Origin of the sequence: Streptomyces sp. WMMB 322 (assembly GCF_900090145.1) — a bacterium.
Taxonomy (GTDB): Bacteria; Actinomycetota; Actinomycetes; order Streptomycetales; family Streptomycetaceae; genus Streptomyces.
On sequence record NZ_FMHI01000010.1, the window covers coordinates 49,710 to 75,540 of the forward strand.

At 72.0% G+C, this 25,831-nt stretch carries 21 protein-coding genes, 2 pseudogenes and 1 riboswitch; of the genes and pseudogenes, 11 read left to right on the forward strand and 12 right to left on the reverse strand.

Annotated elements, in window-relative coordinates; translation table 11 throughout:
* Positions 1–73 precede the first annotated feature (73 nt).
* Positions 74–235, reverse strand: coding sequence for a hypothetical protein (locus H180DRAFT_RS29860; RefSeq protein WP_159033583.1), 162 nt, complete (start codon positions 233–235; stop codon positions 74–76).
* Between the two features lie 292 nt (positions 236–527).
* Between H180DRAFT_RS29860 and H180DRAFT_RS28640 the strand changes: the two are divergent.
* The 7 genes and pseudogenes from H180DRAFT_RS28640 to H180DRAFT_RS17070 form a co-directional block, all read left to right on the forward strand.
* Positions 528–791: pseudogene (locus H180DRAFT_RS28640) on the forward strand (ABC transporter permease subunit); the annotation flags it as partial.
* Positions 792–995: 204 nt separating this feature from the next.
* A pseudogene (locus H180DRAFT_RS29165) lies at positions 996–1,106 on the forward strand (carbohydrate ABC transporter permease); the annotation flags it as partial.
* Between the two features lie 7 nt (positions 1,107–1,113).
* Positions 1,114–2,319 carry an ROK family transcriptional regulator gene (locus tag H180DRAFT_RS17050; RefSeq protein WP_055486942.1) on the forward strand — a complete coding sequence of 402 codons (1,206 nt, stop codon included), beginning with the start codon at positions 1,114–1,116 and terminating at the stop codon, positions 2,317–2,319.
* 72 nt (positions 2,320–2,391) lie between these two features.
* Entirely contained in the window at positions 2,392–3,330 is a 939-nt protein-coding gene (locus H180DRAFT_RS17055) for a Gfo/Idh/MocA family protein (protein ID WP_055486943.1), read from the forward strand.
* Between the two features lie 372 nt (positions 3,331–3,702).
* The gene (gene ppdK / locus H180DRAFT_RS17060; protein WP_055486944.1) at positions 3,703–6,408 is read left to right on the forward strand and encodes a pyruvate, phosphate dikinase; all 2,706 of its coding nucleotides are present in this window, start codon (positions 3,703–3,705) and stop codon (positions 6,406–6,408) included.
* A gap of 289 nt (positions 6,409–6,697) precedes the next feature.
* Positions 6,698–7,210 carry a pyridoxamine 5'-phosphate oxidase family protein gene (locus H180DRAFT_RS17065; RefSeq protein WP_055486945.1) on the forward strand — a complete coding sequence of 171 codons (513 nt, stop codon included), beginning with the start codon at positions 6,698–6,700 and terminating at the stop codon, positions 7,208–7,210.
* Positions 7,203–7,670: a VOC family protein gene (locus tag H180DRAFT_RS17070; protein WP_055486946.1), complete on the forward strand. Its 468-nt coding sequence runs from the start codon at positions 7,203–7,205 to the stop codon at positions 7,668–7,670. The genes H180DRAFT_RS17065 and H180DRAFT_RS17070 overlap by 8 nt, the downstream gene beginning before the upstream one ends.
* Before the next feature lie 107 nt (positions 7,671–7,777).
* On the opposite strand, the gene H180DRAFT_RS17075 is transcribed toward H180DRAFT_RS17070, so the two are convergent.
* Positions 7,778–8,560: an IclR family transcriptional regulator gene (locus H180DRAFT_RS17075; protein ID WP_055486947.1), complete on the reverse strand. Its 783-nt coding sequence runs from the start codon at positions 8,558–8,560 to the stop codon at positions 7,778–7,780.
* A 124-nt stretch (positions 8,561–8,684) separates the two neighbouring features.
* On the opposite strand from H180DRAFT_RS17075, the gene H180DRAFT_RS17080 reads away from it, so the two are divergent.
* On the forward strand, positions 8,685–10,160 hold the full coding sequence (locus H180DRAFT_RS17080) for an MFS transporter (RefSeq protein ID WP_055486948.1): 1,476 nt from the start codon (positions 8,685–8,687) through the stop codon (positions 10,158–10,160).
* 286 nt (positions 10,161–10,446) lie between these two features.
* Positions 10,447–12,072: a thiamine pyrophosphate-dependent enzyme gene (locus tag H180DRAFT_RS30800; protein WP_055486949.1), complete on the forward strand. Its 1,626-nt coding sequence runs from the start codon at positions 10,447–10,449 to the stop codon at positions 12,070–12,072.
* A gap of 276 nt (positions 12,073–12,348) precedes the next feature.
* Here H180DRAFT_RS30800 and H180DRAFT_RS17090 read toward each other — a convergent pair whose 3' ends face one another.
* The 7 genes from H180DRAFT_RS17090 to pcaH form a co-directional block, all read right to left on the reverse strand.
* The gene (locus H180DRAFT_RS17090) at positions 12,349–13,401 is read right to left on the reverse strand and encodes a transglycosylase family protein (RefSeq protein WP_055486950.1); all 1,053 of its coding nucleotides are present in this window, start codon (positions 13,399–13,401) and stop codon (positions 12,349–12,351) included.
* Positions 13,402–13,406: 5 nt separating this feature from the next.
* Positions 13,407–13,587, reverse strand: a riboswitch (cyclic di-AMP (ydaO/yuaA leader).
* Between the two features lie 277 nt (positions 13,588–13,864).
* A complete protein-coding gene (locus tag H180DRAFT_RS17095; RefSeq protein WP_055486951.1) occupies positions 13,865–14,692 on the reverse strand; it encodes a response regulator in 828 nt (275 codons plus the stop codon).
* Between the two features lie 450 nt (positions 14,693–15,142).
* Complete coding sequence (locus H180DRAFT_RS17100) at positions 15,143–16,060, reverse strand: oxidoreductase (protein ID WP_055486952.1); 918 nt, start codon at positions 16,058–16,060, stop codon at positions 15,143–15,145.
* A 97-nt stretch (positions 16,061–16,157) separates the two neighbouring features.
* A complete protein-coding gene (locus H180DRAFT_RS17105) occupies positions 16,158–17,000 on the reverse strand; it encodes an alpha/beta fold hydrolase (protein WP_055486953.1) in 843 nt (280 codons plus the stop codon).
* Between the two features lie 93 nt (positions 17,001–17,093).
* Positions 17,094–18,665 carry a lyase family protein gene (locus tag H180DRAFT_RS28645; protein ID WP_254666060.1) on the reverse strand — a complete coding sequence of 524 codons (1,572 nt, stop codon included), beginning with the start codon at positions 18,663–18,665 and terminating at the stop codon, positions 17,094–17,096.
* 61 nt (positions 18,666–18,726) lie between these two features.
* Positions 18,727–19,323 (reverse strand): protocatechuate 3,4-dioxygenase subunit alpha, encoded by a 597-nt coding sequence (gene pcaG, locus H180DRAFT_RS17125; protein WP_055486954.1) that lies wholly within the window; start codon positions 19,321–19,323, stop codon positions 18,727–18,729.
* Positions 19,323–20,090, reverse strand: a complete 768-nt coding sequence (gene pcaH / locus H180DRAFT_RS17130; protein ID WP_055486955.1) for a protocatechuate 3,4-dioxygenase subunit beta — start codon at positions 20,088–20,090, stop codon at positions 19,323–19,325. The genes pcaG and pcaH overlap by 1 nt, the downstream gene beginning before the upstream one ends.
* On the opposite strand from pcaH, the gene H180DRAFT_RS29865 reads away from it, so the two are divergent.
* Positions 20,089–20,238 carry a hypothetical protein gene (locus tag H180DRAFT_RS29865; protein WP_159033584.1) on the forward strand — a complete coding sequence of 50 codons (150 nt, stop codon included), beginning with the start codon at positions 20,089–20,091 and terminating at the stop codon, positions 20,236–20,238. The two genes, pcaH and H180DRAFT_RS29865, sit on opposite strands and share 2 nt — an antisense overlap.
* A gap of 254 nt (positions 20,239–20,492) precedes the next feature.
* Complete coding sequence (locus H180DRAFT_RS17135) at positions 20,493–20,930, forward strand: MarR family winged helix-turn-helix transcriptional regulator (RefSeq protein ID WP_055486956.1); 438 nt, start codon at positions 20,493–20,495, stop codon at positions 20,928–20,930.
* 175 nt (positions 20,931–21,105) lie between these two features.
* Here the strand turns inward: H180DRAFT_RS17135 and H180DRAFT_RS17140 are convergent, their stop codons facing one another.
* From H180DRAFT_RS17140 to H180DRAFT_RS17150, 3 genes are read right to left on the reverse strand one after another with little or no spacing between them, the layout of a single operon-like run.
* Positions 21,106–21,639: a nitrite reductase small subunit NirD gene (locus H180DRAFT_RS17140; protein WP_079100175.1), complete on the reverse strand. Its 534-nt coding sequence runs from the start codon at positions 21,637–21,639 to the stop codon at positions 21,106–21,108.
* On the reverse strand, positions 21,636–24,323 hold the full coding sequence (gene nirB / locus H180DRAFT_RS17145) for a nitrite reductase large subunit NirB (RefSeq protein WP_055486957.1): 2,688 nt from the start codon (positions 24,321–24,323) through the stop codon (positions 21,636–21,638). Before nirB ends, H180DRAFT_RS17140 begins: the two co-directional genes overlap by 4 nt.
* Positions 24,320–25,720 (reverse strand): NAD(P)/FAD-dependent oxidoreductase, encoded by a 1,401-nt coding sequence (locus tag H180DRAFT_RS17150; RefSeq protein WP_055486958.1) that lies wholly within the window; start codon positions 25,718–25,720, stop codon positions 24,320–24,322. The genes nirB and H180DRAFT_RS17150 overlap by 4 nt, the downstream gene beginning before the upstream one ends.
* Positions 25,721–25,831: the final 111 nt, after the last annotated feature.

Sequence of the window (25,831 nt, forward strand, 5' to 3'; positions counted from 1 at the left end):
TGCCCGGGGGGCCGGGGTCCGGGCGACACCGCGACGGGCCGGGGGCGGGTTCGGGGCGGGTTCGGTACAGGTCTCAGAACTCGAGGACGAGCTGGAGGGCGTCGGCGGGGCGTTCGTCCAGCAGCGCGTAGGCGTCACTCGTGCGCAGCCGCACGTGCCCGGACGGCAGCGGCGCACGTTCGTGTTCGGCGATGTCCACCTGCCGCGGTCCGGTGAACTGGACGACTCGCTCCACAAGGCACTCCGAGGGTTCTGGCTCTGACGTGGACTTCCGAGGTTCCGTAGAAGGTACATCAGGATTATGTCTTGTTAGAAGACAGAAATGGTGCTGGGATGCCTGTCTGTGAAGCGGAAGCCAGGTGCGGGCGAGGCAGGCATGGCGGGTATGCCGATGTGGGGGCGGCGGCGCCGGAAGAAGGAGGGGGAGCCAACACGCCGTGGCCGCCCTGGTCTTGTCGCCGGCCGCCATGCTGCTCGCGGGATGCTCTGCGCACTCACGGACGGGCCCCGGCGGGCCGGACGACAGGATCACGGTGTGGACGCTGGAGAACCTGCCGGCGCGCATGGCGGCCGAGAACGAGCCCGCGGCGCTCGACGGCTGCTCGCGCCTGCCGGCGATCCGCAAGGTCGTACTGCCGCTCGCCACACCGTCGTTGATGGCCACGGCCCTCTGCATCTTCATGATCGCGTGGAACGAGTTCCTCTTCGCGCTGCTCTTCCTCGCCGCGACACCCGAGAACTGGACGGTCTCCCTCGGTCTCCAGCAGCCGGCCAACGGCATCGAGGTGTCCTAGGCCCTGTCTGACAAATCCCGTCTGGGCTGCGATGCCTGGCACGCACTCCCCCAGCCTTCGGCCGGGGGCGCCCCCACGCTGCGTTGTCGATCGTCGGCGCAGCCCGCTGCGCTCTCCTCCTCCGCCTTGCGACCGCACGCACCAGACACCGCAACCCACGTCCTGACGGACGTACGACGCTATTTGTCAGTCAGGGCCTAGACCGTGCTGATGGCAGGATCGGTCGTACCGACCGTTCCCGTGGTCCTGCTCTTCCTCGCCGCGGAACGGCTGCTGACGGAGGGCCTCATCAGCGGGGCCGACAAGAGCTGAGGAGCAGATGACCGGGAACCAGGCCAGCGCGGGACACCTGTTGCAGCTCATCCGGGAGGGCCGCGCCACCACGCGCGGCGCGCTGCAACGGGCCACCGGGCTCTCCCGGTCCACCGTGGGGCACCGGCTCGACCAGCTGTTCGCGGCGGGCTGGCTGCGGGAGGGCGAGGCGACGCCCGTCGAGGGCGCGGGGGGCGGACGGCCTTCCACGCGGCTGGAGTTCGACGCGGAGCACGCCGTCGTCCTCGCCGCCGACCTCGGCACGCACCGCACGAGCGCCGCCGTCGTCGACCTCGCGGGCACCGTGCTGGCCGAGCGCTCCGGCGAGATGCTGATCACGGCAGGGCCCGACCACGTACTGGACACGCTGGCGCAGTGGTTCGCCGGGCTGCTGAAGGAGACCGGCACCCCCCACGGGCGGGTGTGCGGCATCGGACTGTCCGTGCCGGGCCCCGTCGACTGGGCCTCGGGCCTGGTCGTCCAGCCGCCCATCATGCCGGGCTGGGACGGGTTCCCGATCCGCGGCAGGCTCCAGGAGGCGTGGAGGCGGCACATCGCCACCGACGTGCCTGCCGTGCCCGTACTCGTCGACAACGACGCCAACCTGATGGCCTACGCGGAACAGCGCGCCGGCTACCGGGACTGCGCCGCGTTCCTGCTGGTGAAGGTCTCCACCGGCATCGGCGCGGGCGTCGTCGTGGACGGACGGCTCTACCGCGGCATCGACGGCGGTGCCGGCGACATCGGCCACATCCGCCTGCACGACTGCCCGGACGCGCTGTGCATGTGCGGCTCGTACGGCTGTCTGGCCTCCGTCGCCAGCGGAGGGGCACTGGCGGCACAGCTCTCGGACGCCGGAGTCGCGACCGCTTCCGCTTCGGACGTGCGCGACCACCTCGCCGCGGGGCAGCCGGACGCGGTGCGGCTCGCGCGGGAGGCGGGACGCAGGGTGGGCGCGGTTCTCGTCACCGTCGTCACGCTGCTCAATCCGGGGGTGCTCATGATCGCCGGGGATCTGGCGGGAACGCCGTTCGTCACGGGCGTGCGCGAGTTGCTGTACCAGCGGGCCATGCCGCGCACGACGGCACACCTCGAAGTCGTCACCTCACGGCTGGGGGAGCGGGCCGGGCTGCTCGGGGCCGCCGCGAGCGTCGTCGAGGACCTCTACTCGCCGGAGCGGGCCGATGCCCGTCTCGCCGCCCTCGGCGGCTGACCTGCCGGGAGCCGCCCGCGGCAGACCCCGGCGGTTCGCACCTGCTGCCTCACCCGTACGGAAGGAACGCCCGTGACCGAGCCCTGGACCGGCGACCCGGTACGCGTCGGCCTCGTCGGCGCAGGCCCCTGGGCCCGCGGCATGCACGCCCGGATGCTCGCGGCAGGCCCGGAGACGGAACTGGTCGGTGTGTGGGCGCGCAGGCCCGAGGCCGCGGCGCAGGTCGCCGAGCCGTACGGTGCCGCCGTCGCGTCCTCCTTCGCCGGACTCCTCGACATGTGTGAGGCGGTGGCGTTCGCCGTACCGCCCTCGGTGCAGGCCGGGCTGGCGCCGTCCGCGGCGCGGGCGGGCCGGGCGCTGCTGCTGGAGAAGCCGCTGGGCCCCGACCTCGCGTCGGCCCGCGCGCTGGCGGACGTCATAGCGGACAGCGGTGTCGTCTCCCAGCTCGTGCTGAGCAAGCGGTATCACCCGCGCACCCGTGAATTCCTCGCCCGCGCACGCCGGTTGGAGGTCACCGGTGCCCGTTCGTGCTTCATCCACGGGGCCTTCCTCGACGGCGAGATGGCGACCGGCTGGCGCCTGGAGCACGGCGCGCTGCTCGACCTGGGCCCGCACGTGCTGGACCTGCTCGACCTCGCGGTCGGTCCCGTCGTCTCCGTGCGTGCCTCGGGGGATTCGCGGCGGTGGATCGAACTCACCTGCGAGCACGAGAACGGCGCCGTCAGTCAGGCGTCGCTGTCGGGTGCGGTGCGGCTCCCGCGGGCGCGCACCCGCGTGGAGCTCTACTGCGAGGAGGAGGAACTGGTCTACGACACCGCGGAGTTGGACATGGACGAGTGCTGGGCGGTGCTGCGGCGCGAGTTCGCCGAGGCCGTACGGGAGAAGCGTTCCGGAGACCTCGACGCGCGGCGCGGGCTCCGTCTCCAGGAGCTGCTGGAGGAGGCGCGGCTGTCGGCCGCCCGAGCGAGGCGGGGAGCGAGCGCGACCCCGCTCGGCACGTCCGCATCGTGAGATGTGGCGACCCCGGGCGGTCCCCCTCGGGCGTGATTCTCGCCACCTTGATCGGGGTCGCGCTCACATGAGCGCTCAACTGTGCGGTCCAGGCCTCCAAGGAGCGGGCCGTGACTTTACTCGGCCTAGATTCATTCCCCGAAGAGCCTCTTGACGGAGAGTGATGGGAGGGCCGCGGCGGCGTCGCGTACCGGAGTTGTGGATTCGACTTGTGGAGTCCCCCTTTGCGGCCGTACGAGGCGACCGCCGCCTTCGATCCTCTCCGTCCGGGTGGTTACGGCCCTTTGGCGTACCGCTGAACGTACGTCTGTGCCTTCGATCTGGGTACGCTCCCCGCCATCAGGGCCAGACGTCCACGAGGGGTCGAGTTCCGTGCCGGATCAGGATGCAGCGCAGAAGTTCGTCTACGACTTCACGGAGGGCAACAAGGATCTCAAGGACCTCCTCGGTGGCAAGGGGGCCAATCTCGCCGAGATGACCAACCTCGGCCTCCCCGTGCCGCCCGGGTTCACGATCACCACCGAGGCCTGCAAGGTCTACCTCGACAGCGGTGAGGAACCCGGCGAGCTGCGGGACGAAGTCACCGCCCATCTCGAGGCGCTGGAGCGGAAGATGGGCAAGCGGCTCGGCCAGGCCGACGACCCGCTGCTGGTCTCCGTACGGTCCGGGGCGAAGTTCTCCATGCCCGGGATGATGGACACCGTCCTCAACATCGGGCTCTCCGACGACTCCGTCCAGGGGCTCGCCGCGCAGTCCGGCGACGAACGCTTCGCCTGGGACTCCTACCGCCGCCTCATCCAGATGTTCGGCGACACCGTCCTCGGCATGGACGGTGAGGTCTTCTCCGAGGCCGTCGAGCAGGCCAAGAGCCTCAAGGGCGTGACCAGCGACATCGACCTGGACACGGCGGACATGCAGACCCTGGCGGAAAAGTTCAAGCACCTGGTGCTCAAGGAGACCGGGCGGGACTTCCCGCAGGACCCGCGCGAGCAGATGGACCTCGCCGTCAAGGCGGTCTTCGAGTCGTGGAACGGCGAACGCGCCAAGCTCTACCGCCGTCAGGAGCGCATCCCGCAGGACCTGGGAACGGCCGTGAACGTCTGCTCGATGGTCTTCGGCAACCTCGGCCCGGACTCGGGTACCGGCGTCGCCTTCACCCGCGACCCCGCGACCGGCCAGCAGGGCGTCTACGGCGACTACCTGCAGAACGCCCAGGGCGAGGACGTCGTCGCCGGCATCCGCAACACGGTGCAGCTCGCCGAGCTGGAACAGCTGGACAAGCCCTCGTACGACCAGCTGATGCAGATCATGGAGACCCTGGAGACGCACTACAGGGATCTGTGCGACATCGAATTCACCATCGAGCGCGGCAAGTTGTGGATGCTGCAGACCCGCGTCGGCAAGCGCACGGCAGCCGCTGCCTTCCGCATCGCCACCCAGCTGCTCGACCAGGGCCTCATCGACGAGGCCGAGGCGCTCCAGCGGGTCAACGGCAACCAGCTCGCGCAGCTGATGTTCCCCCGCTTCGACAGCGACGGCGGGGTCCGGGACGCCGACGAGATCGGCTGGGGCATCGCCGCCTCCCCTGGCGCGGCCGTCGGCAAGGCGGTCTTCGACTCCTACACGGCGATCAAGTGGTCCCGGTCCGGTGAGAAGGTCATCCTCATCCGCCGCGAGACCAACCCCGACGACCTGGACGGCATGCTCGCCGCCGAGGGCATCCTCACCTCCCGCGGCGGCAAGACCTCGCACGCGGCGGTCGTCGCCCGCGGCATGGGCAAGACCTGTGTGTGCGGCGCCGAGGAGCTGGAGGTCGACACCAAGCGGCGCCGGATGAAGACCCCCGGCGGGATGATCGTCGAGGAGGGCGACGTCGTCTCGATCGACGGCTCCACCGGCAAGGTCTACGCCGGTGAGGTGCCGGTCGTGCCCTCGCCGGTCGTCGAGTACTTCGAGGGCCGCATGCACGCCGGCGCCGACGACGCGGACGAACTGGTCAAGGCAGTCCACCGGATCATGGCGTACGCGGACCGGGTGCGCCGCCTGCGCGTACGCGCCAACGCCGACAACGCCGAGGACGGCGCACGCGCAAGGCGCTTCGGAGCCCAGGGCATCGGCCTGTGCCGCACCGAGCACATGTTCCTCGGCGAGCGGCGCGGACTGGTGGAGCGCCTCATCCTCGCGGAGTCCGACGAGGAGCGGGAGGAAGCACTGGAGGGTCTGCTGCCGCTCCAGCAGGGCGACTTCGTCGAGCTGATGGAGGCCATGGACGGACTTCCCGTGACCGTGAGGCTGCTCGACCCGCCGCTGCACGAGTTCCTGCCGGACATCACGGAACTGTCGGTGCGTGTGGCGCTCGCCGAGTCCCGCAAGGACGCCAACGAGAACGATCTGCGGCTGCTTCAGGCCGTGCACCGGCTGCACGAGCAGAACCCGATGCTGGGGCTGCGCGGTGTGCGGCTGGGCCTGGTCGTGCCGGGACTGTTCACGATGCAGGTGCGGGCGATCGCCGAGGCCGCGGCCGAGCGCAAGGCCGCGGGCGGCGACCCGCGTGCGGAGATCATGATTCCGCTCGTGGGCACCGTGCAGGAGCTGGAGATCGTCCGGGAGGAGGCGGAGGCCGTCATCGCGGAGGTCGAGGAGCGGCACGACGTGGAGCTGAACCTCACTCTCGGCACGATGATCGAACTGCCGCGCGCCGCACTGACGGCCGGCCAGATCGCCGAGCGCGCGGACTTCTTCTCCTTCGGCACCAACGACCTCACCCAGACCGTGTGGGCCTTCAGCCGTGACGACGTGGAAGCCAGCTTCTTCACCGCCTACCTGGAGAAGGGGATCTTCGGCGTCTCCCCGTTCGAGACGATCGACAGGGAGGGCGTGGGCGCGCTCGTACGCCTCGCGGTCGAGGCGGGCCGCGCCACGCGTCCGGACCTCAAGCTCGGGGTGTGCGGCGAGCACGGCGGCGACCCCGACTCGGTGCACTTCTTCCACGAGGCGGGACTGGACTACGTCTCCTGCTCGCCGTTCCGCATTCCCGTCGCACGTCTGGAGGCGGGCCGGGCGGCCGCGGCCGAGTGATCGCGGCTCCGGCCCGCGCCCCGGCAAGGACCGGTACGTGCCGGCTCCGGTTCGATCCGGTCCGGATTGCGTGAGCGGGGCGGGCCGGTCTTCCCGGACGGCTCCGTGCCCGCGCACCCTCACCGGCGGCGGGGCGGCCCGGGAACCGAGGGGGCGGCACCTGTGCGGAGGTGCCGCCCCTTTCTCGGTGGCCCGTGCCGGACGTAGTTGCGTCTGCGCTGCGTCTCGGGCCCAGGTCCTGGTTCTGCCGCCGGATGGCACGGGCGGCCGCACGCCATAGCCTCCCTTCATGACGACAGCCGACTCCCGCTCCGGCGGGCCCCGCAGCCCGGAGCAGCGCAAGCGTGAGGCGCTGGAACGGCTCGCGCGGGACAACGACACCTGGGTCGCCACCGCCGACGCGCACGGCGAACCGTGCCTCGTGCCGCTCGCCTTCTGGTGGGATGGCGAGGCGGTGTGGCTGGCCACCCGCGACACCAACCCGACGGGACGCAACCTGGCCGACACGGGACGGGTCCGGCTCTCCTTCGGCCACACCCGTGACGTGGTGCTGATCCACGGCACCGCCCGCATGGTGACCCGCGACGGGCTTCCGGCCGAGGTGGGCGACGCCTTCGCCGCCAAGGACGGCTGGGACCCACGCGAGGACCACCCGTCGTACGTCTTCTTTCAGATCATCCCGCAGGTGGTGCAGGATTGGGGAACGCGGGCGGAGATGAAGGGGCGGACCCTCATGCGCGACGGCGAGTGGCTCCTCCAGGCATGCCGGGTACCGCGGTTGGAGGGATCTGCTCATGATTGAGGAGACCGGCTGGCCGGAGGGCCTGGCCGTCGGCGCCACCAGGACCGGGCGCCGCTGCAACCGGTACCAGGAGTCCGTGGCCTTCTACCGTGACGTCGTCGGACTTCCGCTGGTGCACTCGTCCGGGACGGGACCGGACGGCTTCGGCTGCGCGATCTTCGGCCTGCCGGGGACGCCGGCGACCTACGAGCTCGTCCAGGCGCTCGAACCTGTGCCGGTCGACCGGCACGAAGAGCTCGTCCTCTACTTCCCGGGCGAAGCGGCGCGCGACGTCGTGGCACGCCGTATCACCGAGGCCGGCTACCAGCCGGCTGAGCAGTACCGCTACTGGGACCTCAACGACGCCGTCACCTTCCTCGATCCCGACGGCCGCGAACTCGTCCTTGCGCCCTGGGTGTTCGGGGAGCAGACACCGCCGATGCGGAAGCGTTCCGGACGGCCGGCCGGTACCGGCGGCTGATGGACCGCTGAGAGTTCAGGTGCAGCGCTGAGCCCGGCTACGGCCGGCCGCCGCCACCGTTGGACCGGCCGGCCGCCGCCCGGTGTCCAGGCCGAACCCGCCTCCCGCTACAGCTCCGAGGCGATCCGTTCGGCCGTCTCCCGCAGCAGCGGGGCGAGTTCGGCGGCGCGGCCGGGGTCGAGGCGGATGCTGGGGGCGGCGACCGTCAGGGCTGCCACGCAGGTGCCGAAGCGGTCGCGCACGCGGACGCCCACGCCGTGCACGCCCACGACGCTCTCGTCGAGGTTGAGGGCGTAGCCGCGGGCGCGCGTGACGGCGAGTTCGGCGATGAGGGCGTCCACGTCGGGAAGTGTGGAAGCCGTCAGCGGTGTCAGACCGCGCCGGTAGCGGGTGCGCGCGGACTCGGGGGAGAGCTCGGAGAGCAGGGCCTTGCCTCCGGCGGTGCCGTAGGCGGGCACCCGGTCCCCGTTGCGCGGGCCCACGCGGAGGGGGTGCCGGCCCTCCACGCCGTCGGCGAAGCGCGAGTCGGGGCCGTCGAGGACGAGGAGGTTGGTCGTCTCGCCCACCTCGTCGCGCAGCCGCGCCAGATGGCAGTGGGCGACCTGCACGAGCGTCGGCTCGTCGACCGGTCCGCGGGTCAGCCCCAGCAGTACGGGCCCCAGGCGGTAGCGGCGGCCGCCGGGCTCCTGCTCGACGAATCCGTGGCCGCGCAGCGTCGTCAGCAGCCGGTGCGCGGTGGAGCGGGCCACGCCCAGGTGGTCGCTGATGTCCGTGACGCGGACGCTGTGGTGTCCGCGCAGATAGACCAGGGTGCGCAGGGCGTTGTCGACCGAGCTGGCGGCGTACGCGTCGGCCTGCCGATCCGGGTTCTCGCCCTGTTTTTTCGGCATAGCAGAAAAGCTACCGCAACCTGTTCCGCCCACCACTCCGTGACCTTAGTTTGACCGGCGGCCCGGGCGCACCTTCGGGTGCCGCCCCGGCGTCCGGCACTGCAACAACCGCTACGGAGACTCCATGAAGGCTGTACCGGGAGACCCCTCCTCAGTCGAGCCACGCACCGACAGCGCAGAGGAGGGCCGCGGCTGGCGCTCCTGGCACACCCTGTGGGTGCTGCTGCTCCTCGGCTGGACGGTCAGCGCCGCCGACAGAGCCGTCACCGGTCCCGTCGTCACGTGGATGATCGACAACAACGTCGGTTTCCTTGCGGACTCACCGCATCCGCACGCGCTCGGCGGCCTCATCGGCGGGCTGTTCTTCGCCGGCTACATGCTGACCCAGTTCCCCGGCGGCTACCTCGGTGACCGGTACGGGCACCGCACCCTCATCGTCGTCAGCCTGCTGTGGGCCGGTGTGGCGACCGTACTGACGGGGTTCATCGGTGGCCTCGTCTCGTTCATCGTCGTACGCGTCGTCACCGGACTCGGCGAGGGAGCCTTCTACTCCAACGACCGCAGCCTCATCACCGCCACGACTCCCGAGCGCCAGCGCAGCTTCGGCATGGGCGTGGTCATCACCGGTCTGTCCCTCGGCATCACCGTCGCGATCGTCTTCACCCCCGAACTCATCGAATTCGGCAAGGTCTTCCTCGCACACGTCGAGGCCTGGCGGATGGTCTTCTGGGTGCTGGGCGCCGCGACCATCGTGGTGGGCGTCGTCGTCGCCTTCTGGTTCCGCGCCCATCTCACCTTCTCCGGGCTGAGCCGGGCGACGCTGCACCTGAGTGCCTACTCGGCCGTCTCGCTCGCCCTGATCATGGCCGTGTACTGGCTGGGCACCGGCGCCGGGCTGTCCGAGCTGTGGATCGCCGTGCTCGAAGTCGTCCTCGCCATCGGTCTGGTGGTCTTCGCTCTGGCACGCAAGGGCGAGGAGATCGGCCCCGTCATCAAGAACCGCGATCTGTTCCTGGTCCACCTCGTCTACATCGCGATCCTGTGGAACCTGTGGTTCTTCAGCTTCTGGTCCGTCTCCATCGTTGCGGGAGCGGCGGACTCCTCGTTCATGAACGCCGCTCTCACCGCGGCGTTCAATGCGGGCGCGGGCATCCTGGGATTCCCGGCCGGCGGCTGGATCTCGGACCACGGGCTGCGGCGCGGCTGGGGCCGCAAGCAGATGATGCTGAGCTTCACCGGAGTGCAGGCCGTTCTCACGATCGCCTTCGCCTGGTACCTCAGCGCCGCCGCGAAGCCGTCCCTGTGGGTCATGGGTCTGCTGCTGTTCTCGGCGAGCCTCTTCTTCAACGCGCTGCAGCCGGTGGGTCACGCACTGACCGCGGAGATCGCGCCGGAACGGCTGCGGGGCTCGGCGTTCGGCATGCAGAACCTCATCGGTGAGACCGGCGCCGTGCTCTCCCCCGCGATCAGCGGCGTGCTGCGGGACAGCACGGGAGGCTGGGAGGCCGCCGTGTGGCTCGACGCGGGACTGATCGTCGCCGGATTCTTCGTGCTCATGCAGGTACGTCACCGCTCGCCGGCCGCCGTCGCCAAGGCCTAGGCCCTGTCTGACAAATCCCGTCTGGGCTGCGATGCCTGGCACGCACGTTCGCTGCGTTGTCGATCGTCGGCGCAGCCCGCTGCGCTCTCCTCCTCCGCCTTGCGACCGCACGCACCAGACACCGCAACCCACGTCCTGACGGACGTACGACGCTATTTGTCAGACAGGGCCTAGGTGTCCCGGGAGTCCTCACCCGGCGGGCCGTCTGTACCGTCCCTCCCCCCCCACAGAGGGGGGCCGGCACCGGCCGGCCCCCCTCAACACACGCAACAGGAGCCCCACTTCGATGCCCACCGTCCGTGAGGCGGCGCTCGACGTCATGCGCCGGCACGACCTGACCACCGTGTTCGCCAACCCCGGCTCGACGGAGGTGCCGTTCCTCGCCGGTCTCCCCGGCGACATCCGCTTCGTGCTCGCCCTGCACGAAGGCTCCGTCGTCGGAGCGGCCACCGGCTACGCCATCGCGCGTGACGCGCCCGCGCTCGCGCTGCTGCACACCACCGCCGGACTGGGGAACGCGGTGGGCGCACTGTCGACGGCGCGGGTCAACCGCGCACCGCTCGTCGTGATCGTCGGGCAGCAGGACCGCCGCCACCTCGTCCAGGAGCCTTTTCTCGCGGGGCACTTGGAGCAGCTCGCAGGCGACTATCCCGTACGGACCGAGACGCCGCCCCGCGCACAGGACGTGCCGGGCGCGATCGCCCGTGCCGCGCACGCCGCGCGAACGCAGCGCGGCCCGGCCCTGGTTGTCGTCCCGATGGACGACTGGGCCCAACCGGCCGAGGAGTTGCCGATTCCCGCGCCCGCGGAGCTGCGTCTTGCGGCGGCCGCCGACACCGGCGCCGTGGAGGACGTCGCGGCGCTGCTGGACGAGGCGGACGAACCCGCGCTTGTCGTCGGTGCCGGAGCCGACCACCCGGTGACGTGGGAGGCACTGACACTCCTCGCGGAGCGGCTCGGCGCTCCCGTGTGGCAGGAGTCGTTCGGTGCCCGCGCGGGGTTCCCGCAGGACCATCCCCTCTTCGCGGGGCACCTGCCGGCCGACCGTACGCGGCTGCGGGACGTGCTCGGCCCGTACGACACGGTGCTGAGCGTGGGAGCGCCCGTCTTCCGCCAGTATCCGTACGAGGAAGGGCCGTTGGTACGGCCAGGCACACGCCTCGCCGTCGTCACCGACGATCCGGCCGAGGCGCAGCGGGCCCCGGCCGGGCTCGCGGTGGTGGCCGCCCTTCCCGCGTTCTGCACGGCGCTGGCCCGGGCCGCGGGCAAGGACGGCGGCCGTGCCCGCGGTCCGCAGCAGGACGGGGAACCCGTGGGCGCCGGGCGGCCCGTACCGCCTCCGCCTCCCGCCGAGGGGGAGCCGCTGCGCGCCGCGCACGTACTGGCGGAGCTCGCGCGGCGGTTGCCGGCGGACACCGTGCTGGTGGAGGAGACGCCCTCCAGCCGTCCCGACCTGCACGCGCTGGTGCCGGCGCGGCGGCCGCTGGGGTTCCTGAGCGCCGCCATGGGGGCGCTCGGCTTCGCGCTTCCGGCCGCGATCGGCGTGCGGATGGGAGCGCCGCGGCGTCCGGTCGTGGCGGTCGTCGGCGACGGGTCGTCTCTCTACCAGATCCAGGCGCTGTGGACCGCCGTGCGCTACAGCGTGGGCGTCGTCTTCGTCGTCCTCGCCAACGGGCGCTACGCGATCATGGACCGGCTCGCGGACAAGCACGAATCCAGCGCGCCCTGGCCCGATTTCGAGGAAGTCAGCGTCTCCGGCATGGCGAGGGCTCTTGGCTGTCCGGCGCGCCGCGTGACCGGACACGCCGAACTGCTCGACGAATTGGACGCACTGCTTCCCGGACTCCCCGGCAGCACTTGTCCGCTCGTTCTCGAAGTGGAGGTTCGGGCCAAGGAGACCTTCCAGCCGTGAAACAGCCGCGGGCGGAATCCGCTCCGGTGGTCGTGAGCGGCCGGTGGAACGCAAAGCCGAAGGCGGCCCGCCGCCCGGATTCTTTCCGGGGAACGGGCCGCCGTCGGCGTCGCGACACGGTGCCCTTCCGATTCGCTGAATCGCTGATCCGTGACCGATTCAGGGAATCGCGGGAATGCCGTAGCACTCGCCGGATCACACCGTGCCTGTATCGAGATGTCACGCCCGGTCTCCGGGCCGGTCCGGGCGTTCAGCCGGACCGTCCGGCCGGTACCGTCAGTACGGGCCGTTGACGTTGTCGATCGAACCGTACCTGGCTGCCGCGTAATTGCAGGCGGCCACGATGTTCGCGACGGGGTCGGTCATGCTCCAGGAAGTGCCCTCGACGTGGTACGAGTCGAAGGTGGGCTTGATGGTCTGCAGCAGACCCTTTGACGGGGTGCCGTTCTGGGCATTGATGTCCCAGTTGTTGACGGCATTCGGATTGCCGCCGGACTCCCGGATGATGTTGCGCTTGATTCCGTCGTAAGTACCGGGAATGTTCTTGGACTTCATGATGTCCAGGGCCTCGCGAATCCAGCCGTCGAGGTTGTTCCCGTACTTCGAGCCGGACGAGTGCACGCCGCCGGCCTGCGGTGCCTTGGCGCCGCCCTGCGGCTGCGAGCCCGAGGCCTGTGCCTTGCCGGAGAGGCTGAGCTTCTGTCCGGGGTGGATCAGGTCGGGGTCCGAGCCGACGGTCTTCCGGTTGACCTGGTACAGCTTCTGCCAGCCGCCCTTGGTGTCGTGGTCGCGGGCGATGCCGCTGAGGGTGTCGCCGGGCACGACGGTGTACTTCTCGCCGCTCTTCGGGCCGTCCTTCTTCGCCTTGTCGGCCTTTGCGGCCTTCTTGGCCCGGCCGGACTTCTCCGCGGAGTCGCCGGACAGGTCCGGAGCGGCACTGTCCCGGCTCAGACCGGCCTTGGGGCCGCAGGACGGCCAGGCCCCCGGGCCCTGGCTGTCGAGCACCTTCTCGGCCACGCGGATCTGCTCCTGCTTGGTGGCCTGGTCGGCGCGCGGAGCGTATTCCGTGCCTCCGTTGGCGGACCAGGTGCCCGGGGTGAACTGAAGGCCGCCGTAGTAGCCGTTGCCGGAATTCATGGACCAGTTGCCCGAGGCCTCGCACTGGGCGACCTTGTCCCAGGTGTCCACGGAGGCCGCGTTCGCGGTTCCGGAGCCGACGAACGGAAGGGCGAGGCCCGCACCGCCCGCGGTGATGGCGAGCGAAGTGCGCGAAACTCTGCGCGAGATGGGGCGATTGGACTGACGACGGTGTCGACCGCGTCCGGACATAGGGCAGTTCCTCTCCTGCGCCTGCGGGGTGAGCTGTCGGATTCGGGCTGGAGCCGCCCGGCCGCAGCGAATGCGAGGGGGCATTCGCGTGCGGCTTCACCCCTAGCCGTGCGTTTCCTCGTGGGTGCGAAACGCGCGGCACTTACCTGGGTCCCCCGCTCCTGCCGGACTGGGATTGCGTGATTTCCGCCGGCCGGTGGCAGGATTCGGCGTTCCGGTGGCGGACCACCGCACGGGAGACGCGGTGGGATTGCACGTTAAACAGAAGAAATTCGCCTCCACAAGAAAGGCGCAGAATCCACCGGAGGCGAAGATCGTGGGAATTGGCATGTACGGGTTGAGGAGCGCCGTTCCATTCGCCTTGCGGCACAAGGGAATTGAACGGACCGGGATGCGTGCGACGCCGGTGATGTGATACCCGTCACGTTACTTCTGTGGTGCGAATCACGCGTTCTCCCCGCTTTTACGGACCGTTGTGCGCAGGCGCTGCGGAGCCGGCCGGATCCACTCGGTGATAGCGGCGCTCCGGGCGCCCCGTGGTGCCGTACCGCAGGGTGACGCGGGCGGTTCCCACGGAGACGAAGTGCTCCAGGTACCGGCGGGCGCTCACCCGGGACAGGCCTGCGCGTCCCGCGCACTCGGACGCGGAAAGGCCCGCGGGACCGGTCTCGGCGTCGAGCGTGGCGCGCACCAGTCCGGCCGTCTGTTCCGTGAGCCCCTTGGGCAGCCGCACGCGCCGCCCGTCGGAGCCGGCCGCGGCCTCGTGCGGGCGCAGCGCACCGCCGTCGCTTCCGCCCCTGTCGCCGGAGGAGCCCGGGCGGCCGGGCTCGTCCGGCTCGCCGCCCGGAGCCGCCGTGTCGCCGAACAGCCGGTCGACGTCCCGCTGTTCCGGTGCCTGGAGCGCCGCGAGCGCCTCGCGGCGCTCCGCGAACCGGAGCAGCCGCTCCTTCAGCAGCTGCCCCTCGAAGGGCTTGATGACGTACTGCACCGCGCCGCCGCGCTGCGCGCCGCGCACCGTCTCCGCGTCGCGGGCGGCGGTCACCACCAGCACGTCCGGGCCGTCCTCGGGGGCGCCGGTGCCGCGCAGCTCGCGCAGGACCTCCAGGCCGGGCAGGTCGGGAAGGTACATGTCGAGCAGTACGAGGTCCGGGCGCAGCTCGCGCACGGCCGTGAGGGCGTCCGTTCCGCTGTGCACGGCTCCCACCACGGTGAAGCCGGGCACCTGCTCGACGAGGGTGCTGTGCAGCCGGGCGACCATGAAGTCGTCGTCGACGACGAGAACACGGATCACGGCTGCCTCCTCCCGCCGCGCCGGATGTGCGGCTCGGGTGCGAATCGGGTGCACAGGGTGCAAGGGGTGTACGGGTGCTACGGGTCGACGGCTGCGCCTCACCGGTGCGGTCGGCGGCCCGGGAGGACCGCGCGGACGCAGGAAACCATGCCCGACGCGGGGGTTCCGCACCAAGCCGTGCGACCGGAACCGTGCGGCCGGAGCCGTGCTGCCGGAGCCGTGACCGAGCCGCACAGGGGCAGCGCGGTGGCCGCACGGCATCGGGCACCCACATGCGGGGCGGCCGGGCAGCAGGCCGGCCGGACCACCGGGCAACCGGACCACGGGGCCATCGGGCAACCGGGAAGCCGGGCCACCGAAGGGAGCCGGTCGGGCCCCGCGGTCAGGCTCCTGCTCGCCCCGGCCTTACGGCGCGTCCCAGCCTCTCCTCCGCACCCCGCGGCCGGCTGGTCACTTCATCCCGTACGTGACTCCCGTCAGCCGTTCCGAGACCGCCCACAGCTGCGCCGCCGCGATGTCGTTGCGTGCCCACGGGGCCCGCCGGGCCGGGCCGGGACCGCCGCGGACCCCCAGGATCCGCGGACCGTAGAAGGAGTCTCCGTGCACGTACGGCGCCGTCGCCGCGTACAGGACCGGCGCCGCACCCTGGTCGGCGGAGGCGCCGGCCACGTCGGTGAACAGCCGAGTGAGGCGCTCCAGCCCCGCCCGGCCCGCCAGCCGCGGCCCCTTGGCCTGGAGTTCGGTCCGTGCATAGCCGGGGTGGGCGGACGTGACGGTCAGGTCGAGCCCTTCACGGTCGGCGCGGTGGGCCAGCTCCCGCACGAAGAGCAGGTTGGCCGTCTTCGAGGCGCCGTAGGCGAGCAGGGGACGGTAGCGGCGCTCGCAGCCGAGGTCGTTCATGTCGATGTTGGACAGGAAGTGGGCCATGCTCGCGACCGTCACCACCCGCGCGCGGGGCGCGGCGGCGAGCCTGTCCAGCAGCAGCCCCGTGAGAGCGAAGTGGCCGAGGTGGTTCACGCCGAGATGCGTCTCGAAGCCGTCGGTGGTCCGCCCGTAGGGAACCGCCATCAACCCCCCGTTGTTGACCAGCAGATCGAGCCGTCTGTACGGCAGCGCGTCCGCGAACTCCCGTACGGACGCCAGGTCCGCAAGGTCCAGCAGCCGCAACTCCGCACGCGCCTCCGGCACTTGGGAGAGCAGTCGGTCCAGTGCCGCGGCGCCGCGCTGCTCGCTGCGGCACGCCAGCACCACGCGGGCGCCGCGCCGCGCCAGTTCGCGCGCAGTCACGTAGCCGATGCCGCTGTTGGCGCCCGTCACCACCACGCTACGCCCGCTCTGGTCCGGGATGCTGCGCGCTGTCCAGCTCATGCGACTCAGCGTATGGCGGGCGGACGGAGTGCGCGAGGGAGCCGGGGAGCCCCGGCAGCGGCAGGCTGTCCGCCGCCGTGCCGGCGGCGGACCGGGATCACCGCCGGTCCGCCTGGCCGGGCACCCCTTCGTGGTGTACGACCAGGGCCGAGGTGACCGGGTCGGGGCACTCGGCGTTGGCCAGATGCGCGGCCCCTGCCACCTCCACCAGGGCGGCGCCCGGGATGCCGTCGGTGATCTCGCGGGCGTGGGAGGGCGGCGTGGCGGGATCGAGGCGCCCGGCGACGGCGAGGGTCGGGACCGTCACCTCGGCGAGCCGGTCGCGCAGGTCGAACGAGGCGAGGGCGTCGCAGCAGGCCGCGTACCCGGCGGCATCCGTGCAGCGCAGGTCCTCCAGCATCGCCGTCCCGTGCGGTGTGCTCCCGTACTCGGCGGAGAACCACACGCCCGACCGGGAGGCGATCATGGACTCGGTGCCGTCCGCGCGCACGGCCGCCGCACGCTCACGCCAGACGGAGGGCTCCCCGAAGCGTGCCGAGGAGCAGATCACGGAGAGGGTCGTCAGCCGCTCGGGATGGTGCACCGCGAGGTGGAGGCCGACGGCGCCGCCCAGCGAGACACCGGCGTAGGCGAAGCGCTCCCAGCCCCGGGCGTCGGCCGCGCGGAGCACCAGTTCGGCGAGGTGCCCCACCGTGGCGGTGCCGTCGGTGGGGATCAGTTCGCTGGAGGAGCCCGCCATCGGTTCGGCGGGGGAGGCCCCGTGTCCCGGAAGGTCCCAGCGCAGCACCTGGTGGGTGCGGATCAGCGCGGGCAGCTGCGGTTCCCACAGGGCCAGCGAGGTGCCCAGGGAGGGGCCGAGAATCATCGGTCTGCCGTCGGCCGGTCCGTCGACCCGGTGGTAGGGGAGTGGTGCGGTGGCGGGATGTGCGGGAGCGGACACGGTGATGTCTCCGGGGCTGCTTGAGCTGCGGGGCGAGCCGCGTCCGCTGTCGCCGGGCGAGGCGGGGGATGGGATTCCGATGCCGATGGTCTGTCACCGCTCTCGTTCGGGGCCTGCTGCGTCGTCTGCTCCGCCGTGACCTTCCCGGCTCCGGCTTCCGTGATTCTCCGCGTCCTGAGCGGTACCGGGCCCTTGCGGGGGCCCGAACCCCTGCTCGGACGCGCGCACGGGCGCCGCCCGGCGCCGCAGCGCGCGGTCGGTGAGGGCGGGCGCGGAGCCCGTGTAGTGCGTCGGGTCCGTCAGGTCCCTCAGCCGGTCCCTGGAGAGCATCTCGCGCAGGGCCGGCTCTTCCTCCTCGAGGGCCTCGTCCAGCGTGATGCCCTCGTCCACGGCCATCCTGGAGGCGGCGTCGAGGAGCTTGCGGGCACGGGCGCGGCCGAGGAGAGGGCCGAGGGCGGCGGTGAAGCGCTCGCTGACGATCAGGCCCTCGGTGAGGGCGAGGTGTTCGTGCATGCGGTACGGGAACACCTGGAGCGCTCCGGCCAGTTCGGCCGCCTCATGGGCGGCGCCGCCGGTCAGCCGCAGCAGTTCGCGCACCGGCTGCCACTCGGCGTGCCAGGCGCCGCCGGGACGCTCGTCCTCCGCGGCGAGCGAGCCCAGCAGCGTGGCGGCGAGGGCGGGCGCCTGACGGGCGGCCGCGGCGATGAGCGTGGCCCGGACGGGGTTGGTCTTGTGCGGCATCGCGGACGAGCTGCCGCCGTCGCCCTCGCTCACCTCGCCGATCTCGCTGCGCGAGAGCACCAGCACGTCCGCGGCGAACTTGCCCAGCGCGCCGCATGCGAAGGCGCAGGCCGACGCCAGGTCGGCGACGGGCGTGCGCAGCGTGTGCCAGGGCAGCGCCGGTTCGGCGAGCGGCAGTTCACGCGCGTACGCGGCCAGCAGCCTGATCCCGAGGTCGGTGGCGGGAACGCCGTGGGCGGCGCCCTGCGGGGACTCCGACTCCGGTCCGTGGCTGCCCGGGCCGCTCCTCGGGGCCGTGCCGTCGCCGTCCGTTCCGGTGTGCGAGTCCGCTTCGGCGTATGCCGCGAAAGCCGCCAGCGTGCCCGCCGCACCGCCCAGTTGGACGGGGAGGGCGGCCCGTGCCGCCGCGAGCCGGTCGTGGGCGTCCAGGACGAGGCTGCGCCAGCCGGCGACCTTGAGGCCGAAGGTCGTGGGCACCGCGTGCTGGGTCAGCGTCCGCCCCGGCATGGGGGTGTCGCGGTGCTCGGCGGCCATCATGGCCAGCTCGCGCGCGGTGCGGTCCAGGTCCGGCAGGACCGTGTCCAGCGTGCGGGCGGCGACCAGCATCAGGGCGGTGTCGAGGATGTCCTGGCTGGTGGCGCCCCGGTGCACGTACGGCGCGGCGTCACGTCCGACGGCGTCGGTCAGGTCCGCGACCAGCGGGATGACGGGATTGCCGCCGGAGCGGGCACGCAGTGCCAGCCCGCGTGCGTCGAAGCGTTCCGCGCGTGCGGCCTCGGTCACCTCCGAGGCGACGGACGCGGGAGCCAGCCCCAGACCGGCCTGCGCCCGCGTGAGCGCGGCCTCGGCGTCCAGGAGTGCCTGGAGAACCGCGGCGTCGCCCGTGCCGGACTCCGCGCCCGAACCGGCCCTCGCCGGTGTCAGGAGTCCGACGTCCTCCGGTCCGCGGGCGGGGCGGTCACCCCGCCCCGGACCGGGGCCTCGTTCACTGGAAGTCAAGGAAAACGGTCTCCTTCTCGCCCTGAAGCCGGATGTCGAAGCGGTACGAGCCTGTGGCACGTTCAGCCGTTGCCACCAGGGTCTCGCGCCGTTCTGCATCGAGCGAGGCGAGAAGCGGGTCGTCGGCGTGCGCCTGAGTGTCCCCCGGAAAGTACACGCGGGTGAAGAGGTGGTGCAGCAGCCCGCGCGCGAAGACACACACACTGATGTACGGGGCGTGGCCCGTGCGAGCGCCGGGGCGGAGGGTGCGGGCGGTCCAGTGCCCGTCCGCGTCGGTCGGCACGCGTGCGAAACCGGTGAAGTCCACGCCGTTGCGGCCGAGATGGCCCCCGTCGACCGGGTCGCGCCGCATCGAGCCGGGCGCCCCGGCGAGGTCTCCGTCGGGGCCGGCCTGCCACAGCTCGATGAGCGCGTCCGGCACGGGTGCGCCCGAACCGTCGTAGACGTGTCCGTGCACGGTGACGGTGCCCTCGCTGCCCGCGGGTGCCACGTCGCCGCCGCCCGGGAAGGGCAGGGCGTAGCCGTAGAAGGGGCCCACGGTGTGGGACGGGGTCGGCTGCAGGGGGATGTGTGCGTCGGTCATCAGCGGCCCTCCTCGATCCAGGTGGCGGACGGTCCGTCGAGGACGATGTCCCAGCGGTAGCCCAGTGACCATTCGGAGCGGGACAGCTCGTGGTCGTACTGGGCGACGAGTGCCTGCCGGGCCCGCTCCTCGGTGACGGACTGCAGGATCGGATCGTGGGCGAAGAGCGGGTCGCCCGGGAAGTACATCTGCGTCACGAGGCGCTGGGTGAACGCCGTGCCGAAGAGCGAGAAGTGGATGTGGGCTGGGCGCCAGGCGTTCTCGTGGTTCCGCCACGGGTAGGCGCCGGGCTTGATGGTGGTGAAGGTGTAGCTCCCGTCGTCGCCGGTCAGGGTGCGTCCGACTCCGGTGAAGTTCGGGTCCAGCGGCGCGGGGTGCTGGTCGCGCAGGTGCGCGTAGCGTCCCGACGCGTTGGCCTGCCACAGCTCGATGAGCTGCCCGCGCACGGGGCGCCCGGCGCCGTCCAGCAGCCGGCCGGAGACGGTGATGCGCTCGCCGAGCGGCTCGCCGGTGTGCCGCGTCGTCAGGTCGTTGTCGGTGTCGGTGACGTCGGTGTGCCCGAAGACCGGCCCGTGCAGTTCGACGGTCTCCGGGTCGGGCCGCACGGGGACGAGCGGCTGCTTCGGGTACCGGAGCATGCTGCTGCGGTAGGGGGCGTAGTTGCGGGAGGGGTGGTGGGCGGCCGGGGCTCCGGCGGCGCGTGACTTCTCGTACGCGTCGCGCAGTTCGGCGATCTCGCGGTCGATGTCTTGCTGGGTGAGGGGCATGGACGAGCTCCTGTCGGTGCTCCTCGTGGACGAGGACGCGGACGAGGACTGGGACGCGGACGAGGACTGGGACACGGTCGAGGACCGGGACACGAGGACTGGGACGGGACGGGGCTCGGGACCGGGCCGGGACGAGGAGGGGGACTGACTGGAGGGCGGTGGCGGGTGCTGTCGCGGTTGTCCGGCTGTGGCTGCCTGGCAGAATTAATCAGTGTGCTGACTAATTCGGCCAGGTGCTCCTGACGCTGCCACTCCCGTTCGGGACCGTCAAGGGGCAGGGATGACGCAGGGCGGAGCGGGAAGGGCTCGACACCCTGTGCCGCAGGAGGCAAGAATCAGTCAGTGCACGATCGGAATCGTGTGCGGCGTGACAGGCGCGGGAAGAGGGAGAGCGGGGAGCGCATGGCGGCGGTCGATCTGAGTACGCATCCGGGACATCTCGCGCGCCGGCTCCAGCAGGCCCACTCCCTGCTGTGGGGGGCGATGGTCTCGGAGGAGACGACGTCGCCGCAGTTCGCCGTGCTCAACGCGCTGGAGGAGAAGCCGGGCATGGACCAGCGCACCCTCAGTGAGCACGTCCATCTCGACCGCTCCACCATCGCCGACCTCGTGGCCCGGCTCGCCGGGAGGGAGCTGGTCGAGCGGGTGCGCGACCCGGAGGACGGACGCCGCAACGTGCTCAAGCTGACGCAGGGCGGCCGCCGGCTGCACCGGAAGCTCGTCACGCGGACGGCGAGGATGAACCGGGTCTTCCTGGCGCCCCTCGACGGCGAGGAGCAGGAGACGCTGCTGCGCCTCATCGCGCGAGTGGCCGCGGCGGCGGAGGAGCTGCGCGGCTGAGCGCGCCCCGGTGAGGCGCGGCTGAGCGGGGCCCCGGCGGCCGGGGGCGGCAGGGGTTCACCGGGCGCCGGAGGGCAGTGGGCGGCCGGGGCGGCCCGGGCGGACGTGACCCTGGCCGGGCGTGACCCGGCCCCGGCCCCGGTCCCAGTCCCTGCCCCTGCCCCGGCCCCCGGGCTCAGTGGGTGCGGGTGCGGGAGCGGAAGACCGGAACGCTCACGCTCTCGTCGTCCAGGCAGCGGCCCGTGCGCAGGTCGAAGCGCTGCTTCAGCAGGGGCGAGGCCACGAATGGGGCCCAGCCGGAGCGGCCGGTCTCCCTGGACCGCGTCCGCTCGTCCGGCGTCTCCGGGGCCTCCGCCCCGGCCGGGTCGCCGGGTGTCGAGCCCAGCAGGCCGCGCGAGAGCACGTAGGCGCCGGTGAACGGGTCCCGGTTGCCGATGACGTACGTACGGCCCGCACGGTCCATGAAGACCGCGGCCTGGGAGCCGTCCCGCAGCAGGGCGGCCACTCCCCGGCCGGGGACGAGGTCGTCGAGGCCGCAGACCGTGAACCAGCCCCGGTCGTCGCGGACTTCGAGGCGGGGGCCCACGGCAGTGCCCACGGATCCGCCCGCGGTACGGGTTCCTCGCGCAGGGGCCGCGTCCGGCGGCGAGCCCGGACTCTGCCTCGTCGCGGTCGTCGTGTCCGGACCGGTGGTGGCGGTGATGGTCATCGGGTGGCAGTCCCTTCGAGTTCGAGTTCGGGAGCGTGGTCCGCCGCGGTGCGCACGGGGATGTCGGGGCCGGACAGCAGCGTCAAGTCCGGCTTCACCTGCTCGCGTTCGGCGACGAAGCGCACCGTCGGATCGGGGACGCCGGGCGCGTTGACGAACGAGACGAAACGGGAGAGCTTCTCCGGATCGGCCAGGGTCGCCGACCACTCGTCGCGGTAGTGCGCGACGTGGTCGGCCATGAGGGCTTCCAGCTCGTCGCACAGTCCCAGCGAGTCGTGCACGACCACGTCCCTGACGTGTTCCAGCCCGCCCTCGATCCGTTCCAGCCACGCGGAGGTGCGCTCCAGCCGGTCCGCGGTGCGGATGTAGAACATCAGGAACCGGTCGGTCAGGCGCACCAGTTCGGCGTCGCTCAGGTCCTGCGCCAGCAGGTCCGCGTGGCGCGGCGTCGCGCCGCCGTTGCCTCCGACGTAGAGGTTCCAGCCGGACGAGGTGGCGATGACGCCGAAGTCCTTGCCCATCGCCTCGGCGCACTCGCGTGCGCACCCCGAGACCGCCGACTTCAGCTTGTGCGGGGATCGCAGGCCGCGGTAGCGCAGTTCGAGGTCGATGGCCATGCGCACGCTGTCCTGCACGCCGTAGCGGCACCAGGTGCTGCCCACGCAGGACTTCACGGTGCGCAGCGCCTTTCCGTACGCGTGACCCGACTCGAAGCCTGCTTCGACCAACCGCGCCCAGATGGCCGGGAGTTCATCGACCCGCGCACCGAACATGTCGATGCGCTGCCCGCCGGTGATCTTCGTGTAGAGACCGAAGTCCCGTGCCACCTCGCCGATGACGATCAGCTTCTCGGGCGTGATCTCCCCGCCCGGGACGCGGGGGACCACCGAATACGAGCCGTTGCGCTGGAGGTTGGCGAGGAAGTGGTCGTTCGTGTCCTGCAACGCCGCCTGCTCGCCGTCGAGTACATGGCCGCCGGCGCCGATCGACGGTGCGAGCGAGGCGATGATCGACGCCACCGCGGGCTTGCACACCTCGCAGCCCTCGCCCTGCCGGGCCTGCTCACGGCCGTGCGAGTCGAGCAGCCCGGCGAACGACGTCAGCCGCAGGGTGCGCACGATCTCGTACAACTCGCTGCGGGTGTAGGAGAAGCAGCCGCACAGGCCCTTGTCGACGGCGACGCCGTTCGCCTCCAGCTCGGCGTCGACGATCTGGCCGAGCACCTTGATGCAACTGCCGCAGCCCGTCCCGGCCTTGGTGCACTTCTTCACCGACGGCACGTCCCCGCAGCCGTGTTCGGAGACCGCGGCGCGGACTGTCCCCTTGTCGATGTGGTGACAGTTGCAGACGACGGCGTCGTCGGGCAGAGCGGCGGGGCCGAGAGCGCCGGGGGAGCCTTCCGCGCCGCCCGCCGGCAGCACCAGCGACTCCGGCGGTACGGGCGGTACCGATCCGGTGAGCGCGCGCAGGGTGCCGTACGACTCGGCGTCGCCCACGAGGACGCCGCCGAGCAGGGTGCCCTCGGGGGAGATCACCAGCTTCTTGTAGACGCCCGCGCGGGAGTCGGAGTAGACGACGTCGAGACTGCCCTCGAAGGTGCCGTGCGCGTCGCCGAAGGAGGCGACGTCGACACCGAGGAGCTTGAGCTTGGTGGAGGTGTCCGCACCGGTGAAGGTGCGGGGCTCCGCCGGTGCGGGCGGCGGGTTCCCGTGGGCCGCCGACGGCGCTGCCGCGTGCTGTGCCGCCAGCCGGCAGGCGACGGCGTCGGCGGCGGTCTCCGCCATCTCGTAGCCGGGCGCGACCAGCCCGTACACCGTCCCGTCGGCTGCCATGGCGCACTCGCCGATCGCGTACACGTCCGGGGCGCTGGTGCGGCACCGCTCGTCGACGGCGATGCCGCCGCGCTCGCCCGCGGCGAGTCCGGCGTCGCGGCCCAGCCGGTCGCGCGGACGTATGCCGGCCGCGAAGACCACCATGTCCGCGGGGAGTTGCGAGCCGTCCGAGAGCGTCATGCCCGTCACTGCTCCGGCCGCGTCCGTCTCGATGCGCTCGCCCGCCACACCTGTTCGCACCTCCAGGTCCATCGCCTCCAGGGTGCGGCGCAGGGCCGAGCCTCCGCCCGCGTCGACCTGGAGCGCCATGAGCCGGTCGCTCAACTCGACGATGTGCGTGCGCAGTCCGAGTCCGCGCAGCGCGCCCGCGGCCTCCAGGCCCAGCAGCCCGCCGCCGACGACGACTCCGGTGCGTGCCGCGGCCTTCGCGTACGTCTCGATGGCGAGGAGGTCGTCGACGGTCCGGTAGACGAAGCAGCCCGTGCTGCTGCTCCCCGGGACGGGCGGCACGAACGGGGCCGACCCGGTGGCCAGGACGAGCGCGTCGTAGGCGACGGTCCGTCCCGAGCGGGAGGTGACGGTGCGCCGCGCGAGGTCGATTCCGGTAGCCGGGTCCCCGAGGTGGAGCTCGATGCCGTGCGAGGCGATGAAGTCCTCATCGGCCAGGGCCAGTTCGGCGGGCGTCGTGCCGGAGAAGTACGAGGTCAGCCGCACGCGGTCGTAGGCGGGACGCGATTCCTCGCCCAGCACGACCACCCTCGCCGTGCCGGTGATGCCGCGGTCGGCCAGGGCCTCCAGGAAGCGCTGGCCGACCATTCCGTGACCGATCAGCACGATCGTCGGCGTTGTCATAGAAGGGCCTCTCCGTCTCGGGTGAGCAGGTGGTGCAGCGGTTCGGAGGTCAGCGGTTCGTCGCTCTCCCAGGTGCGGGCGAGGGCGCCGACCTGCGTCAGGTCGCCGAGAAGGATGCCGCCGGCGAGGCGGCCGTCGCGCACGACGACCTTCCGGTAGGTCCCGCGGGTGGCGTCCGCGAGGTGGACGACGTCGTCGTCCGGCCGTGGCAGCGGATCGCCGAACGCGGCGAGGTCCAGCGGGTCGCGGGCCGCCGGAGCCTCATCCTCCGCCCGCACCTTGGCCTCCGTCTGCGTCTCCGCCCGCAACCGCGCCGGCGCCGGGCCCCGGGTCCCCGCGGTCGTCGCGGTCGTCGCAGGGTCCCCGGCGAGGGTGAGGCGGGTGAGTGCACGCGTGCCGCGGTAGCGCTCGGTGCCTGTGCCCCCGGTCAGGACGCGGGCGAGGACGTCGGCCTGCTCCTGGGCGGGGTCCGCGAGACCGTAGAGGACTCCGTCGTGTTCGGCGCAGTCGCCGATCGCGTACACGTGCGGGTCGTCGGTGCGCAGTTCGTCGTCGACGACGATGCCGCGAGAGACGGCCAGGCCCGCGGCCCCGGCGAGCCCGGTGCGCGGCCGGACGCCGCATGCGACGACGACGAGACCGGCGTCCAGGATGCAGCCGTCGGCGAGTTCGACGGCGCGCACCACCCGGCTCTCCGCTGCGGCACCGGCGGAGCGGGCGACGCCGCCCGCACGGCGCGGCTGTGTGAGCAGGCCGCGTACCCGGCACTCCGTGTGCACCTCGACGCCCAGGTCCTCCAGGTGCAGGCGCAGCAACGCCGCCGACCCGGCGTCGAGTTGGCGCTCCATGAGACGTTCGCCCTGGTGCGCGAGGACCACCTGCGCACCGCGGCGGGCCAGTGCGCGCGCCGCGGAGACACCGAGCAGACCGCCTCCGACGACGACGGCCTGCGTGCCCGGCTCCGCCTCCCGCCGGAGCGCGAGGCAGTCGTCCATCGTGCGGAACGCCCGTACGCCGTCTGGGAGTTCGCCGCCCTCGGGGGTGAACAGGCCGCGCAGCGGCGGCAGCACGGGATTCGCTCCGGTGGCCAGCACGAGCGCCTCGTAGGGAAGGACGCTGCCGTCGTCACACACGACTCGCCGGCAGGCCCGGTCGACGCGGACCGCGCGCACTCCCGGCAGCCGGCGGGCGGGCCCCGCGGGGAGCGTGATGACGTCCGGCTCGTACTGTCCGGCAAGGACGTCCGCCAGCAGCACCCTGTTGTACGGGGCGTGCGGTTCCTCGCCCACGACCGTGACGTCCGCGTGCGCGCCGGCGGCACCGAGCTGCTGGACGAGCCTGGCGCCCGCCATGCCGCCGCCGATCACCACGACGCGCTCACACTCTCGCAAGGTCATGGCACGAGCGTGCGTCCTGCGGGTTTCCGGACCGCATCACGACTGTTTCCGCGGGGGAACGGTGCCCTCAGCGGACGGTCACGAGGCATGTGAGCCCTGGACTTCCCCGTC

Coding starts and splice junctions, on each gene's coding strand:
- H180DRAFT_RS17140 (WP_079100175.1), bottom strand. CDS start 21,639: ATGACCATCACCGCCACCACCGGTCCGGACACGACGACCGCGACGAGG.
- nirB (WP_055486957.1), bottom strand. CDS start 24,323: ATGACAACGCCGACGATCGTGCTGATCGGTCACGGAATGGTCGGCCAG.
- pcaH (WP_055486955.1), bottom strand. CDS start 20,090: ATGCCCCTCACCCAGCAAGACATCGACCGCGAGATCGCCGAACTGCGC.
- H180DRAFT_RS17075 (WP_055486947.1), bottom strand. CDS start 8,560: ATGCCGAAAAAACAGGGCGAGAACCCGGATCGGCAGGCCGACGCGTAC.
- H180DRAFT_RS17100 (WP_055486952.1), bottom strand. CDS start 16,060: ATGAGCTGGACAGCGCGCAGCATCCCGGACCAGAGCGGGCGTAGCGTG.
- H180DRAFT_RS30800 (WP_055486949.1), top strand. CDS start 10,447: ATGCCCACCGTCCGTGAGGCGGCGCTCGACGTCATGCGCCGGCACGAC.
- pcaG (WP_055486954.1), bottom strand. CDS start 19,323: ATGACCGACGCACACATCCCCCTGCAGCCGACCCCGTCCCACACCGTG.
- H180DRAFT_RS17080 (WP_055486948.1), top strand. CDS start 8,685: ATGAAGGCTGTACCGGGAGACCCCTCCTCAGTCGAGCCACGCACCGAC.
- H180DRAFT_RS17065 (WP_055486945.1), top strand. CDS start 6,698: ATGACGACAGCCGACTCCCGCTCCGGCGGGCCCCGCAGCCCGGAGCAG.
- H180DRAFT_RS17090 (WP_055486950.1), bottom strand. CDS start 13,401: ATGTCCGGACGCGGTCGACACCGTCGTCAGTCCAATCGCCCCATCTCG.
- H180DRAFT_RS17150 (WP_055486958.1), bottom strand. CDS start 25,720: ATGACCTTGCGAGAGTGTGAGCGCGTCGTGGTGATCGGCGGCGGCATG.
- H180DRAFT_RS29865 (WP_159033584.1), top strand. CDS start 20,089: ATGGACGAGCTCCTGTCGGTGCTCCTCGTGGACGAGGACGCGGACGAG.
- H180DRAFT_RS17070 (WP_055486946.1), top strand. CDS start 7,203: ATGATTGAGGAGACCGGCTGGCCGGAGGGCCTGGCCGTCGGCGCCACC.
- H180DRAFT_RS17135 (WP_055486956.1), top strand. CDS start 20,493: ATGGCGGCGGTCGATCTGAGTACGCATCCGGGACATCTCGCGCGCCGG.
- H180DRAFT_RS17050 (WP_055486942.1), top strand. CDS start 1,114: ATGACCGGGAACCAGGCCAGCGCGGGACACCTGTTGCAGCTCATCCGG.